Here is an 18,019-nt window from a genome sequence, read left to right on the forward strand (position 1 = left end):
AGGTCAATACCTTGACGGAAAAGTAATTTTTCTGACGAGACAACAAAATATTGACGCCAAGGTTTTTTCCAAGAAATTAAGTACTCCAGCTACTGAATCGGCACCAGCGAAAGGGCCGGTCTCCTTGATGGATACCCCCTGAACGGTAATACACGGAGAGTCTTTTATGAGCAGCGTTGCGGTCGTCAAAAGCATTGTCGGTCAAGTGTTCGCGGTTTCCCCGGAAGGGATTCGTCGCCTGCTTGTAGAAGGGGATCGCCTGTTCGCGGGTGAGCAAGTCGATACCGGCGCATCGGGCGCTGTCTCGCTGGAACTGGCCGACGGCCGGATCATCGATTTGGGTCGCGACACTCAGTGGAGCGCAAACGCTCCTGATTCTGTCACCGACCTGAGCGCCGCCACTGCTCAAGCCGCACCGTCCGTTGCCGAACTGCAGCAAGCCATCGCTGCCGGCGCCGACCCGACCCAAGACCTCGAAGCCACCGCTGCCGGCCCGGCCGCCGCAGGCGCAGACGGTGCCGTGGGTGGCGGCCACAGCTTTGTCGTGCTGGAAGCCACCGCAGGCGTGGTTGACCCGACCATCGGCTACCCCACGACCGGCTTGAATGCCGGTGACGCCGTAGGCACTACCCAAACCGGCGCCGACAATAACGGCGTCGATCCGCGCAACGTCACCATCACCCTGACCGCCACGCCGAGCATCACCGAAGCCGGTGGCGTCGTGGTTTACACCGTATTCATCACCCAGGCACCGACCAGCGACCTGACCGTCACCTTGTCCAACGGCCTCTCCGTTGTGATCGCCGCTGGCCAGACCTCGGGCGTGCTGAACGTCACCTTCGCCGGCAATGACACGCCTTACCTGGACGCCTCGTCGATCTCCGCCACCATCGCCGGCACCTCTGGCGGCGGCAACCTGATCATCACCACCGACCCGGCGGCAGCAGTCACGCAGATCGCGGACACCATCGACACCACCACCGTCACCCTGACCGCGACTCCGTCGGTGAACGAAGGCGGCCAGATCGTCTACACCGCCACCGTGACCAACGCGGCGCAGACCGACGTTGTGATCAAGCTGTCCAACGACCTGAGCATCACCATCGAGGCCGGTAAAACCACCGGCACGGTCACAGCCGACACACCTGCCAACCTGGCAGATGGCAAGGACCTGGCCGTCAGCGTCACGATCACCGAGGCGACCGGCGGTAACTACGAAAACCTGGCAATCAATCCCGCGCCAGCCACTTCCACTGTGGTTGCTGTGGATGATCCAAGCGTTTTGGTCGCCGATACCAACACTATTGCCGAAGATGGCGTCGCTACCGGCAACGTGCTGAGCAACGACAGCGACATCGATAACGTGCTGACTGTCGCCACCTTCACAGTAGGCAACACGACCTACAACGCGGGCCAGACGGCTGACATCGAAGGTATCGGTTCCGTCACCATCGGGACTGATGGCGCGTACGTGTTCACCCCGGTCAAGGATTACAGCGGCGAAGTGCCGCAGATCGGTTACACCACCAATACCGGGTCGAGCAGCACGCTGACGATCACCATCACGCCGGTCAACGATGCGCCGGTGATCGACGTGACGGGCACGACCCTGGTCGAAAACACCGCCGTCGCGGGCAGCGTGGCAGGCACGTTTGTTATCCGCGACGCTGAAACGCCGGCTGGCCAACTGACGGTCACGTTCACGGGCGACAACAACAAAGATGGCTACTACGCCATCGTCGACAACACCGTTGTACTGACGCAGAAGGGCGCTGACTTCGTCAACGCCGGCAATCAGCTGCCGCAGATCGACCTGACTGTTACCGACCCCGAAGGCCTAAACTCCAACGCAGCTGGCCAGCCGACCGTGACCCTGGTCAACGACGTGCCGGTGATTGAAATCACGGCTAACACCATTGTTGAAGAAACGGCGGTGGCGGGTACTGTTGCGGGCACTTTTGTTGCCACAGACGAAGAAACGCCGCGTGAAAACCTGACGATCAGCTTCACCGCTGGCACCAACGCTGACGGCTATTACAGCCTCTCCGGCAACAATGTCGTGCTGACCCAGAAAGGTGCTGATTTCGTCAATGCTGGTAATCAGTTGCCGAAGATCGACCTGACTGTCACTGACGCTGGTGGCCTCAGCTCCACCGGTGAAGGGCAGCCGACCGTAACTTTGGTCAACGACGTACCGTTGATTGATGTAACGCCGACCACCATCGTCGAAAACACCGCCGAAGCAGGTACCGTCGCCGGTACTTTCAACGCCCGTGACGAAGAAACCCCGCGCGAAAACCTGACCATTAGCTTCACCGCCGGCACCAACGCTGACGGCTATTACAGCCTCTCCGGCAACAATGTCGTGCTGACCCAAAAAGGCGCCGATTTCGTCAACGCTGGCAACCAGCTGCCGAAGATCGACCTGACTGTCACCGACGCCGGTGGCCTCAGCTCCACCGGCGAAGGCCAGCCGACTGTGACCCTGGTTAACGACGTTCCGTTGATCGACATCACACCGACCACCATCGTCGAAAACACCGCCGAAGCAGGCACCGTTGCCGGTACCTTCGTTGCTAAAGACGAAGAGACCCCACGCGAAAACCTGACCATCAGCTTCACCACCGGCACTAACGCTGACGGCTATTACAGCCTCTCCGGCAACAATGTCGTGCTGACCCAAAAAGGCGCCGATTTCGTCAACGCAGGTAATCAGTTGCCGAAGATCGACCTGACTGTCACTGACGCTGGTGGCCTCAGCTCCACCGGCGAAGGCCAGCCGACCGTAACTTTGGTCAACGACGTGCCGTTGATTGATGTAACGCCGACCACCATCGTCGAAAACACCGCCGAAGCAGGCACCGTCGCCGGTACCTTCAACGCACGTGACGAAGAAACCCCACGCGAAAACCTGACCATTAGCTTCACCACCGGCACCAATGCAGACGGCTACTACGCCATCTCCGGCAATAACGTGGTCCTGACTGCAAAAGGCGCCGAATTCGTCAACGCTGGCAACCAACTGCCGAAAATCGACCTGACTGTTACCGACGCCGGTGGCCTCAGCTCTACCGGCGAAGGCCAGCCGACTGTTACCTTGGTCAACGACGTTCCACTGATCGACATCACACCGACCACTATCGTCGAAAACGCCGCCGAAGCAGGCACCGTCGCCGGTACCTTCAACGCCCGTGACGAAGAAACGCCACGTGAAAACCTGACGATCAGCTTCACCGCTGGCACCAACGCAGACGGCTACTACGCCATCTCCGGCAATAACGTGGTCCTGACCGCTAAAGGCGCCGAATTCGTAAACGCGGGTAATCAGCTGCCGAAAATCGACCTGACTGTTACTGACGCTGGTGGCCTCAGCTCCACCGGCGAAGGTCAGCCGACCGTAACCCTGGTCAACGACGTTCCACTGATCGACATCACACCGACCACCATCGTCGAAAACACCGCCGAAGCAGGTACCGTCGCCGGTACTTTCAACGCCCGTGACGAAGAAACCCCACGCGAAAATCTGACGATCAGCTTCACCGCTGGTACCAACGCCGACGGCTACTACGCCATCTCTGGCAACAACGTCGTACTGACCGCCAAAGGCGCTGAATTCGTCAACGCGGGTAACCAACTGCCGAAGATCGACCTCACCGTCACCGACGCGGGTGGCCTCAGCTCCACCGGCGAAGGCCAGCCGACTGTGACCCTGGTTAACGACGTTCCGTTGATCGACATCACACCGACCACCATCGTCGAAAACACCGCCGAAGCAGGCACCATCGCCGGTACCTTCAACGCGCGTGACGAAGAAACCCCACGCGAAAACCTGACCATCAGCTTCACCGTCGGCACCAACGCCGACGGTTACTACGCCATCTCCGGCAATAATGTGGTCCTGACTGCAAAAGGCGCCGAATTCGTCAACGCCGGCAACCAACTGCCGAAGATCGACCTGACTGTCACTGACGCTGGTGGCCTCAGCTCCACCGGTGAAGGGCAGCCGACCGTAACTTTGGTCAACGACGTACCGTTGATTGATGTAACGCCGACCACCATCGTCGAAAACACCGCCGAAGCAGGTACCGTCGCCGGTACTTTCAACGCCCGTGACGAAGAAACCCCGCGCGAAAACCTGACGATCAGCTTCACTGCTAGCACCAACGCAGACGGCTACTACGCCATCTCCGGCAATAACGTGGTCCTGACCGCTAAAGGCGCCGAATTCGTCAACGCCGGCAACCAACTGCCGAAGATCGACCTGACTGTCACTGACGCTGGTGGCCTCAGCTCTACCGGCGAAGGGCAGCCAACCGTAACTCTGGTCAACGACGTTCCACTGATCGACATCACGCCGACCACCATCGTTGAGAACACCGCCGAAGCAGGCACCGTCGCCGGTACCTTCAACGCGCGTGACGAAGAAACCCCACGCGAAAATCTGACGATCAGCTTCACCGCTGGTACCAACGCAGACGGCTACTACGCCATCTCCGGCAACGACGTCGTCCTGACCGCCAAAGGCGCCGAATTCGTCAACGCTGGCAACCAGCTGCCGAAGATCGACCTGACCGTCACCGACGCCGGTGGCCTCAGCTCCACCGGCGAAGGCCAGCCGACTGTAACCCTGGTCAACGACGTACCACTGATCGACATCACGCCGACCACCATCGTTGAAAACACCGCCGAAGCAGGCACCGTCGCCGGTACCTTCAACGCCCGTGACGAAGAAACCCCGCGTGAAAATCTGACGATCAGCTTCACTGCTGGCACCAACGCAGACGGCTACTACGCCATCTCCGGCAACAACGTTGTCCTGACCGCGAAAGGTGCAGAGTTCGTCAACGCTGGCAACCAGCTGCCGAAGATCGACCTGACCGTCACCGACGCCGGTGGCCTCAGTTCTACTGGCGAAGGCCAGCCGACTGTGACCCTGGTTAACGACGTTCCACTGATCGACATCACGCCGACCACCATCGTTGAGAACACCGCCGAAGCAGGCACCGTCGCCGGTACCTTCAACGCGCGTGACGAAGAAACCCCACGCGAAAATCTGACGATCAGCTTCACCGCTGGTACCAACGCAGACGGTTACTACGCCATCTCCGGCAACGACGTCGTACTGACCGCCAAAGGCGCCGAATTCGTCAACGCGGGTAATCAGCTGCCGAAGATCGACCTGACCGTCACCGACGCCGGTGGCCTCAGCTCTACCGGCGAAGGCCAGCCGACCGTAACCCTGGTCAACGACGTACCACTGATCGACATCACACCGACCACCATCGTCGAAAACACCGCCGAAGCAGGCACCATCGCCGGTACCTTCAACGCACGTGACGAAGAAACTCCGCGTGAAAACCTGACCATCAACTTCACCACCGGCACCAACGCTGACGGCTATTACAGCCTCTCCGGCAACAATGTCGTGTTGACCCAAAAAGGCGCCGATTTCGTCAACGCCGGCAACCAACTGCCGAAGATCGACCTGACTGTCACCGACGCCGGTGGCCTCAGCTCCACCGGCGAAGGCCAGCCAACCGTAACCCTGGTCGATGACACCCCGACCGCCGTCGACGGCCGCATCGAGGGCAACGAAGACACCTCGATCGAGCTCACTTGGGCGACGTTCGGCGTCCAGGACGAGGATTCCACCAGCCCGGCAGTGGTGTTTACCAGCCTGCCGGCCGGTTCCATCGAATACAAAGTCGACGGCGAGTGGGTCAAGCTCACCACGGCCGATCTGAAAACCGACACCTCGGCGGGCAAGGCCTTCACTCAGGCTGACTTCGATGCCCACAACGTGCGTTACACCCCGGCAGACAACGAGTCGGGCGATAACAGCTTCGGCGGCACTGGCGTGGGTAACAAGCAAGGCGATTACACCGAGCTGAACTTCCAGGCGACTGACGGCAGCTCCTACAGCGACACTAAAACCATCACCGTGGATATCCACCCGGTGACGGATGTGCCGGTTTTGACCTTCGGTCAAGTGCCAACCGGTCTGACCATTCAAACCTGGACCGGCAGCAACCTGCCGGCTGAACTGGGCACCCACGGCCAAGGCGTTACCCAGTCGAGCACGCTGATCAATGTGATCAACGCCCAGACCGCTGACAGCGCAGCCTCCACTGGCGTGACCAGCAATGTGAGCAACGGCAACGTGGCCGAAGGCACCGCGACCAAAGTGTCGGGCCTGGTCTACTTGGAAGCCGGCAAGAGCTACACCTTCAGCGGTACTGCCGACGACAGTCTGGCAATCACCGTAGGCGGCAAGCTGGTTGCTTCCGAGACCTGGAGCCAGGGCAGCGGGATTGGCGGGTCGACCTACACGCCGACCGAGTCGGGTTACTACACCCTCGACGTCTACCACTACAACCAGAACGGCCCGGGCAACTACGACGTCAACGTATCGACCAACAACGGCCCGGCCGTGTCGTTGGGCAACAGCGGCCTGCAGACCTACACCAGTGTGGCCGCGCTTGAAGCCGCCGGCATGGTGCTCGGCGACAGCCACGTGGTGAACGGCGAAGGCTATTACACCGGCTCCGTCTACAACCACGGCCTGGAAGACACCGCGATCAAGATCGCGCCGATTACCGCCACGTTCGTCGACAACGACGGCTCGGAATCCCACAAGGTTGAAATCAGCGGCCTGCCGGAAGGCGCCGTGCTCACCGACGGCACCACTGGTCACAGCATCACCTCGACCGGCGCAAGCACGCTCTACGATGTGAGCACCTGGAACCTGAGCACCCTGACCGTTACCCCGTTCAAGGATTCGACCGCCAGTTTCGACCTGACCGTCAAAGCCACGGCCAAAGAGCTGAGCACCGGCGTTGAAGAAGTCACCAGCGGCAAGATCGGCATCGTAGTCACTGCGGTCAACGACGCGCCGGTGCTGGGCAACGGTTCGACCAACGCGTTCGGCGACACCTACATTGAAGGCAAGCCGGGCGGCTACGTTGCGGCAAACCTGACCATCGCCGACGTCGACAACAGCACCTTGCAAAGCGCCAAGGTCACGCTGGTCAACCACCTGACCGATGACGTGCTGATCGCGGATGTCAGCAACACCAAAATCACCGTCAGCTATGACAAGAACACCGGTGTGCTGAGCCTGTCCGGCGAAGCCACCAAGGCTGAGTACCAGGAAGTCCTGCGCTCGGTGCACTTCGCCAGCGAGAGCGAAGACCCGAGCCCGGTCAATCGCAACCTGACCATCACCGTCAACGACGGTCAGGCGGACTCCGCGCCAGTGACCTCGGTGGTCTACGTGGTTCCGGTCAACGATGTGCCAGTAGTCAGCTTCGACAGCACCACCTTCACCGAGCAGACCGCAGGCGGCGCGCTGGTCAAGAACCTGTCCATCAGCGACGTCGACAACTCCACCTTCAGCAAAGTGGTGGTCACGGTTGATCACCTGGTGTCTGGTGATCTGCTCAGCAATGCCGATGTACTCAAGGCCCTGGCCGTTGCCGGTATCACCATCACCGAAACCGGCAGCGCCGCAGATGGCAAAGTCGTCTACACCCTGACCAGCAATTCGCCAGCCGGCAGCAGCGCGGCGGACTTCATCAAGCTGGTTGAAGCGATTACCTTCCAAGCCCCGGGCAACAATCCGGCTGGCACTGATCGCACCGTCACCATCGACGTCACCGACATCGGCGGCGGCAACCTTGACCGCGAGCCACCGGAAACCGGCAGCGCCACCGGCAAGGTCACCATCGACCTGTTCAACGATGCCCCGACCGCCTCGGCTGACCCAGCCAGTGCCAACGAAGACCACGCCGCAACCATCGTCCTGAGTGGCGCCGACGTGGATGGCTCCGTTGCCAGCTTCGTCATCACCACCTTGCCGACCAACGGCACGCTCTACAGCGACTCGACGCTCACCATCGCCCTGAAAGTCGGCGACTCGGTACCGGCAGGTGCCGACGGCAAGGCTTCGGTGTACTTCTCGCCGACCGGCGACTGGAGCGGCAGCACTTCGCTGACCTTCACCGCCGTCGACAATGCCGGCAAACCAAGCGGCGACACCACCGCAGCAATCACCATCGCGCCAGTCACCGACACCCCGCACCTGGGCCTGCTCGGCGGCGGCGTGGTGAGCGCGATCAACTTCGACAGTGCCCCGATCAACGGCGCCTGGGGCACGGTCGCGGTTGGCGATGCCAATAACGCAGCCGGCACGGGCACCAATCCGAACACCCAATGGCTGACCGGCAACGCCGACGGCAAAGTGGAAATCGGCCAAGGCAGCGTCTACGGCGTAGAGACCCCAGGCAACAGCCCGGTCATCGAGCTGGAGAAAAACGCCGGCGATGACGCCAGCCTGTACACCATCATCAAGGCTGAAAGCGGCACTGCTTACACCATCTCGGTCGACTACTCGCCGCGTGCGGGCGCCGAGAACAACTCGGTGATCGACGTGTTCTGGGGCGGCGTCAAAGTCGGCACCCTGGACGCCACCGTCGTGGGCATGAAGACCTACACCTTCACCGTGCCCGTCACCGCTGACGGCGACGCCAAACTCGAATTCAAGGCCCCGGCCGGCGACACCAACAACTCGCTTGGCGGCGTGCTGGACAACATCAGCGTTACCCAAGTGCTGAACACCGGCCTGGAAGATCACGCGATCAAGTTGTCCGCGATCGACGCCTATGCCACTGACACAGATGGTTCCGAGACCCTCAAGCTGGAAATCAGCGGCATTCCGGAAGGCGCGACCATTTCCGATGGCACGCCGGGCCACAGCTTCACGGCCACGGCTGACGTGCAAAGCATCGATATCAGCAGCTGGAACAAGGCCACACTGGTCTACAACCCGGTGCCAAACGCCAACGGCCTGGTGAACCTCACCGTTACCGCCACTGCGCAAGATGGCGATGCGACGCCGAAGTCCGAGTCGATTACGCTGCCGATCAATGTGATTGCGGTCAACGACCTGCCAGTGATTGAAGTCGTCGCGAACGACCTGGTGGAAAAACAGGTCGGCGAAGGCACCGTCGCCGGTACCTTTACCGTGAGCGACGTCGAGACTCCGATTGCCGATCTGAAAGTCACCTTCACCGGCGACACCAACAAAAACGGCTACTACACCCTCGTGGGCAACGCCGTGGTGTTGACCCTGGCGGGCGCGAACTTCGTCAACGCGGGTAACAAACTGCCGGCCATTGACCTGACCGTCACCGACGCCGACAAGGGCAGCTCCCACGATGCGGCTACGCCGGGTGTGACGCTGGTCAACGATGTGCCGCTGATTGATATCACGCCGACCACTATTGTCGAGAACACTGCCGAAGCTGGCACCGTTGCTGGCACGTTCAACGCACGTGACGAAGAAACGCCGCGCGATGGTCTGACTGTTAGCTTCACCGCAGGCACCAACGCAGACGGCTACTACGCCATCTCGGGCAACAACGTTGTGCTGACCGCGAAAGGTGCCGAATTCGTCAACGCGGGTAACCCGCTGCCGAAAATCGACCTGACCGTCACCGACGCTGGTGGCCTCAGCTCCACTGGCGAAGGCCAGCCGACCGTAACTTTGGTCAACGACGTTCCGGTGATTGATGTAACGCCGACCACTATCGTGGAAAACACCGCCGAAGCTGGCACCATCGCCGGTACTTTCAACGCACGTGATGAAGAGACACCGCGTGAAGGTCTGACCGTTAGCTTCACTGCTGGTACTAACGCAGACGGTTACTACGCTATTTCTGGCAACAACGTTGTCCTGACCGCGAAAGGTGCCGAATTCGTCAACGCGGGTAACCCGCTGCCGAAGATCGACCTGACCGTCACTGACGCTGGTGGCCTCAGCTCTACCGGCGAAGGCCAGCCGACCGTAACGCTGGTCAACGACGTACCGTTGATTGATGTAACGCCGACCACCATCGTCGAAAACACCGCCGAAGCAGGCACCGTCGCCGGTACCTTCAACGCACGTGACGAAGAAACTCCGCGTGATGGTCTGAGCGTTACCTTCACTGCCGGTACTAACACCGACGGCTACTACGCCATCTCTGGCAACAACGTGGTCCTGACGGCTAAAGGCGCCGAATTCGTCAACGCGGGTAACGCGCTGCCGAAGATCGACTTGACCGTCACCGACGCTGGTGGCCTCAGCTCTACTGGCGAAGGCCAGCCGACTGTGACCTTGGTTAACGACGTTCCGCTGATTGACGTTACGCCGACCACTATCGTTGAGAACGCTGCTGAAGCAGGCACCGTCGCCGGTACTTTCAACGCACGTGACGAAGAAACACCGCGTGATGGTCTGAGCGTTACCTTCACTGCCGGTACTAACACTGACGGCTACTACGCTATTTCTGGCAATAACGTTGTCCTGACGGCCAAAGGTGCCGAATTCGTCAACGCGGGTAACCCGCTGCCGAAAATCGATCTGACTGTCACCGACGCCGGTGGTCTCAGCTCTACTGGCGAAGCTCAGCCTACCGTGACCCTGGTCAACGACGTTCCGGTGATTGATGTAACACCGACCACCATCGTTGAGAACGCTGCTGAAGCTGGCACCGTTGCTGGCACGTTCAACGCACGTGACGAAGAAACTCCGCGTGATGGTCTGACCGTGAGCTTCACTGCTGGTACTAACGCAGACGGCTACTACGCCATCTCCGGCAACAACGTTGTGCTGACGGCCAAAGGTGCCGAATTCGTCAACGCGGGCAACCCGCTGCCGAAGATCGACCTGACCGTCACCGACGCCGGTGGTCTCAGCTCTACTGGCGAAGGCCAGCCGACTGTGACCTTGGTTAACGACGTTCCGCTGATTGACGTTACGCCGACCACTATCGTGGAAAACACCGCCGAAGCTGGCACCATCGCCGGTAGCTTCAACGCGCGTGACGAAGAAACTCCGCGTGAAGGTCTGACTGTTAGCTTCACGGCAGGCACCAACGCCGATGGCTACTACGCTATCTCGGGCAACAACGTTGTCCTGACGGCCAAAGGCGCTGAATTCGTCAACGCGGGCAACCCGTTGCCGAAGATCGACCTGACCGTCACCGACGCTGGTGGCCTCAGCTCTACTGGCGAAGGTCAGCCGACCGTAACTTTGGTCAACGACGTTCCGGTGATTGATGTAACGCCGACCACCATCGTCGAGAACGCTGCTGAAGCTGGCACCGTTGCTGGCACGTTCAACGCACGTGACGAAGAAACTCCGCGTGATGGTCTGACCGTGAGCTTCACTGCTGGTACTAACGCAGACGGCTACTACGCCATCTCGGGCAACAACGTTGTGCTGACCGCGAAAGGCGCCGAATTCGTCAACGCGGGTAACCCGTTGCCGAAGATCGACCTGACCGTCACTGACGCTGGTGGCCTCAGCTCTACTGGCGAAGGTCAGCCGACTGTGACCTTGGTTAACGACGTTCCGCTGATTGACGTTACGCCGACCACTATCGTGGAAAACACCGCCGAAGCTGGCACCATCGCCGGTAGCTTCAACGCGCGTGACGAAGAAACTCCGCGCGATGGTTTGACTGTTAGCTTCACTGCCGGCACCAACGCAGACGGCTACTACGCCATCTCGGGCAACAACGTGGTCCTGACCGCCAAAGGTGCTGAATTCGTCAACGCGGGTAACCCGCTGCCGAAGATCGACCTGACCGTCACCGACGCAGATGGCCTCAGCTCTACCGGCGAAGGTCAGCCAACCGTAACGCTGGTCAACGACGTTCCGCTGATCGACGTCACGCCGACCACTATCGTTGAGAACGCTGCTGAAGCTGGCACCGTCGCCGGTACCTTCAACGCCCGTGACGAAGAAACTCCGCGCGATGGTTTGACTGTTAGCTTCACTGCCGGCACCAACGCAGACGGCTACTACGCCATCTCGGGCAACAACGTGGTCCTGACCGCCAAAGGTGCCGAATTCGTCAACGCGGGTAACCCGCTGCCGAAGATCGACCTGACTGTTACTGACGCTGGTGGCCTCAGTTCCACTGGCGAAGGCCAGCCGACTGTGACCTTGGTTAACGACGTACCGTTGATCGACATCACGCCGACCACCATCGTTGAGAACGCTGCTGAAGCGGGCACCGTTGCCGGTACTTTCAACGCACGTGATGAAGAGACACCGCGTGATGGTCTGAGCGTTACCTTCACTGCCGGTACTAACACCGACGGCTACTACGCCATCTCGGGCAACAACGTGGTCCTGACGGCTAAAGGTGCTGAATTCGTCAACGCGGGTAACCCGTTGCCGAAGATCGACCTGACCGTCACCGACGCCGGTGGTCTCAGCTCTACTGGCGAAGGCCAGCCGACTGTGACGCTGGTCAACGACGTTCCAGAAATTGCAGTTACGCCGACCATCATCGTTGAGAACACTGCTGGAGCAGGCACCGTTGCCGGCACTTTCGTTGCTAAAGACGAAGAGACCCCACGCGATGGTCTGACTGTTAGCTTCACTGCCGGCACCAACGCAGACGGCTACTACGCCATCTCGGGCAACAACGTGGTGCTGACGGCCAAAGGCGCCGAATTCGTCAACGCGGGTAACCCGCTGCCGAAGATCGATCTGACTGTCACCGACGCTGGTGGCCTCAGTTCCACTGGCGAAGGCCAGCCGACTGTGACCTTGGTTAACGACGTACCGTTGATCGACATCACGCCGACCACCATCGTTGAGAACGCTGCTGAAGCAGGCACCGTTGCCGGTACTTTCAACGCACGTGATGAAGAGACACCGCGTGATGGTCTGAGCGTTACCTTCACTGCCGGTACTAACACCGACGGCTACTACGCCATCTCGGGCAACAACGTTGTGCTGACGGCCAAAGGTGCCGAATTCGTCAACGCGGGCAACCCGCTGCCGAAGATCGACCTGACCGTCACCGACGCCGGTGGTCTCAGCTCTACTGGCGAAGGCCAGCCGACTGTGACCTTGGTTAACGACGTTCCGCTGATTGACGTTACGCCGACCACTATCGTGGAAAACACCGCCGAAGCTGGCACCATCGCCGGTAGCTTCAACGCGCGTGACGAAGAAACTCCGCGTGATGGCCTGACCATCACCTTCACGGGCACCAGCAACGCCAATGGCTACTACAGCATCTCCGGCAACAACGTTGTGCTGACCCAAAAGGGCGCTGATTTCGTTAACGCCGGCAACCAGTTGCCGAAGATTGACCTGACTGTTACCGATCCATCGGGCGCGAACTCCAGCAACAGCGGCCAACCGACCGTCAACCTGCACAACGATGTGCCGGTGATCACGGTTGCAGCTAACACCCTGGAAGAAAACTCGGCTGCTGCGGGCACCGTCGCTGGTACCTTCACCGCGACCGACGAAGAAACCCCACGTTCGGGCCTGACGATCACCTTCACCGGCACCAGCAACGTTGATGGCTACTACAGCATCTCCGGCAACAACGTTGTGCTGACCCAAAAAGGTGCTGACTTCGTTAACGCCGGCAACCAGTTGCCGAAGATCGATCTGACTGTTACCGATCCATCAGGCGCGAACTCCAGCAACAGCGGCCAACCGACCGTCAATCTACATAACGACGTGCCGGTCATCACGGTTGCTGCTAACACCCTGGAAGAGAACTCGGCTGCTGCGGGCACCGTCGCTGGTACCTTCACCGCGACCGACGAAGAAACCCCACGTTCGGGCCTGACCATCACCTTCACCGGTACCAGCAACGCCGATGGCTACTACAGCATCTCCGGCAACAACGTTGTGCTGACCCAAAAGGGCGCTGATTTCGTTAACGCCGGCAACCAGTTGCCGAAGATTGACCTGACTGTTACCGATCCATCGGGCGCCAACTCCAGCAACAGCGGCCAACCGACCGTCAATCTGCACAACGACGTGCCGGTGATCACGGTTGCAGCTAACACCCTGGAAGAGAACTCTGCGACTGCGGGCACCGTCGCCGGTACCTTCGTTGCCAAAGACGAAGAAACCCCACGTTCGGGCCTGACGGTCACCTTCACCGGCACCAGCAACGCGGATGGCTACTACAGCATCTCCGGCAACAACGTTGTGCTGACCCAGAAAGGTGCTGATTTCGTTAACGCGGGCAATCAACTGCCGAAGATCGACCTGACCGTCACCGATCCTGATGGCGCGCACTCCAACAACAGTGGCCAACCGACCGTCAACTTGCATAACGACGTGCCAGTGATTGCAATCACGCCTGCCACAATTGTTGAGGACACCGCCAAAGTCGGCACCGTGGCCGGTACCTTCACGGCAAGCGACGAAGAAACCCCGGCCGCCCAACTGAAGATCACCTTCACCACCGGCACCAATGCGGATGGCTACTACAGCTTGTCCGGCAATAGCGTTGTGCTGACGCAGAAGGGCGCGGACTACGTCAACTCCGGTCATCAATTGCCGAAGATTGACCTGACCGTCACCGACGCTGACGGCGCCTACTCACACAGCATTGGCCAGCCGACCGTGACGTTGGTCGACGACACCCCTATCGCCAACAATGGCTACATCCAAGGCAACGAAGACACTTCGATCGAATTGATCTGGGCGAACTTCGGCGTCAGCGATGAAGACTCCGCAAACCCTAAAGTGGTGTTCACCAACCTGCCGGCCGGTTCGATCGAGTACAACGTCAACGGCGTGTGGGTTGCGCTGACCGCGTCTGACCTGAAAACCGCCACCTCGGCCGGCAAGTCGTTCAGCCAGGCTGATTTCGACAGTCACAACGTGCGTTACACCCCGGCGGCCAACGAGTCGGGCGATAACAGCTTCAGCGGCACAGGCGTGGGCAACAAGCAGAGCGATTACACCCAGCTGAAATTCCAGGCTACCGACGGTAATTCCTACAGCGACACCAAGATCATCACCGTGGATATCCACCCGGTGGCGGACGTGCCTGTCGTGGCGGTTGGTGCGTTTGGCGCTGTGCCGACAGGCCTGGTGATCCAGACCTGGACCGGCGGCACCCTGCGCAATGATTTGGGGACCAACGGTAACGGTGTGGCCAATTCCAGCGATCTGATCCGTGTGATCGACGCCAAGACAGCCGCCAGTGCGGCTTCCACCGGTGTGACCAACAACGTCAGCAACAGCAATGTGGTCGATGGCACCGCGACCAAGGTCTCCGGCCTGATCTACCTGGAAGCCGGCAAGAGCTACACCTTCACCGGTACGGCCGACGACAGCCTGGCCATTACCGTGGGCGGCAAGTTGGTTGCCACCGAGACCTGGAGCAAGGGCAGCGCGATTAGCGGGTCGAGCTACACGCCGACCGAGTCGGGTTACTACACCCTCGACATCTACCACTACAACCAGGCCGGCGGGGGCAACTACGACGTCAACGTGTCGATTAACAACGGCGTGTCGATGTCCCTGGGCAACAGCGGCCTGCAGACCTACACCAGCGTGGAAGCGTTGAAAGCCGCAGGTGCAGTGCTCGGCGATAGCCACGTGGTCAATGGCGAAGGCTATTACACCGGCTACGTCTACAACCGTGGCCTGGAAGACACCGCGATCAAGGTCAGCCCGATTACCACCACGTTTGTCGACAACGATGGCTCGGAGTCGCACAAGGTGCAAATCAGCGGCTTGCCTGCCGGTACGGTGATCACCGATGGCACCACGAGCATCACCTCCAATGGCAGCGGCACGCTCTACGATGTCAGCACCTGGAACCTGAAGACCCTGACAGTTACGCCGGCCAAGGATTCGACCGCCAGCTTCGACATCATCGTGAAAGCCACGGCCACCGAGTTGAGCACCGGCGCTTCGGCGGTGACGACCGGCAAAGTGAGCATCGTGATCACGGCGGTCAACGACGCCCCAACCCTGGACCTGAGCACTGCCGACGGTTCGGTCGCTACTGGCTTCAGCACCTCGTACACCGAACGTAGCACCAGCGGTGTTGCGATTACCGGCAGCGTGGCCATCGCTGACGTCGACAGCACCCAAATGCAAAGCGCCACCATCACCCTGAAAAACGCCAGTTCGGGCGATGTACTGAGCTCCAACCTGGTAGCCGTCGGGGGTACGTACAAAGGCATCACCGTGACCAGCGTCGGGACTGACGTCAGCGGCAAGATCGTGCTGACCCTGTCGGGCACGGCGGACGCGGCGACTTACAAGACGCTGCTTGAATCGTTCCAGTACTCCAGCACCAGCAAGTACCCGACGCTGGGCGATCGCACCATTGATGTCTCGGTGACTGACAATGAGGGGGGCAACAGCCTGAGTTCGTTGGCGGCAACGACCACCATCACGGTCAAGCCTCAGGTCTACAGCCCCGTCACGGAAGGCGGCGCGGCAGCGGATACCATTGACCTGGGCTCCAGCTCGACCCACAACATCGTGGTAAGCGACAAGGGCGGTATCACCACGCCGGGCTCCAACTACAACATCGCGTTTATCGTCGACACCTCGGGCAGTATCGGCCCCAGCGCGATGACGTCGATCAAGTCCCAGTTGTCGACCATCTTCGATACCTTGATCGCCAACGCCAAGTTGACCGGTTCGGGTGTGGTGAAAGTGTTGTTGGTGGACTTCGATACCAAGGTCGAATCGCAAGTGTCGGTCAACCTGGCTGACCAGGCGGCAGCCAAGGATGCGTTGCAGGCTGTGTTGAACAACATGAGCTCCAACTCGACTGACGTGACCAACTACCAGGACGCCTTCAACACCGCGACGGCCTGGTTCAAGAGCTCTGAAGCGACCAGCAACGCCAGTGCGAAAAACCTGACGTATTTCATCACCGATGGTGCGCCGAACGTCTACAACTACACATACAACGACATCACTCTTGGCGCGACCAGCCGCTACGGTGACACGGTTTACTTCGACAGCAAGGTCAACAGCAAAACCTACACCCTGGGCCAGTCCGCTGCGGTCACCGCAACGGTCTACGGCAAGACCCAGGTCATTGTCGACAGCGACGGCAAGGTCTACTCGTACAGCTCGTCCGGCACCAAGACCTTTGAAGGTTATGTCGTGTCCGACGGCCGTGGCGGTTTCGACGTGGCGGGGGCTGTCGGCAACAGCAGCTACTACTCCGACTATCCGTTGGAAGCGGCCAAGGCCGCTTATGCTGCGCTGACCACTGCGGTCAAGGGCGGGGTTGAGGTGCAGGCCATCGGTCTTGGCAGCGACATTGATAGCACCGTGCTCAAACAGTTTGATACCGACAAGACGGTCTCCACCATCGACACCGCGAAGCTGGCGGATACCATCACCGGCCACACTGCCGATACCGGTGCCGACAACGTTTCCGGCGGTTCGGGCAACGACATCATCTTCGGCGACCTGATCAGCTACAAAGGCCAGGAAGGCAGCGCGGCGCTCAAGGCATTCGCTGCCGAGAAGCTGGCGACCACCGTCGATCAGATCGACGACCGCACCTTGCATCAGTACATCACTGAGCATGTGCAGGACGTCGGTGCCCTGGCCAACGCGTCGAACATCTACGGCACCAGCGATGGTGGCGACAACCTGATCGGCAACGCCGGCGATGACATCCTGTTCGGCCAGGGCGGTAACGACACGCTCTCCGGCGGTGCAGGCAATGACATCCTGGTGGGTGGCAAGGGTAACGATATCCTCACCGGCGGCGCGGGTGCCGATACCTTTGTGTGGCTCAAAGGCGACACCAACACCAGCGGTGGCTTTGATCGCATCACTGACTTCAAGCACGGCGAAGGCGACAAGCTGGACCTGTCCGACTTGCTGCAAGGCAATAACGACACCAACCTGTCGAGCTACCTGAGGTTGACCACCGACTCGGCGGGCAACTCGACGCTGAGCGTGAGCAGCAACGGGTCGTTCACCGGCACCAACGGCGGCACGGCAGATGTGACGATCAAGGTGGACGGCGCGAGCTGGGGCAGTGGCGCCGCCGCGATCAATAGCCTGATCGCCGGTGGCGACTTGACCGTCAAGCACCACGACTGATCACCAGCGGGGCGTCAATCTTTCGGGATTGGCGCCCCTTTGGCATGCGCTTTGGGGAAATGTGTGTAATCTCTGTGGGAGCCGTGTGCGGCGCCTGCAGGGATTTTTTAT

At 60.1% G+C, this 18,019-nt stretch carries 1 protein-coding gene; it reads left to right on the forward strand.

The genetic code is table 11. From position 1 onward, the window contains the following. The first annotated feature begins 166 nt into the window (after positions 1 to 166). On the forward strand, positions 167 to 17,908 hold the full coding sequence (locus tag AB3G88_RS01470; protein ID WP_480452918.1) for a retention module-containing protein: 17,742 nt from the start codon (positions 167 to 169) through the stop codon (positions 17,906 to 17,908). Positions 17,909 to 18,019 lie beyond the last annotated feature (111 nt).

The organism is Pseudomonas arvensis (assembly GCF_056688935.1).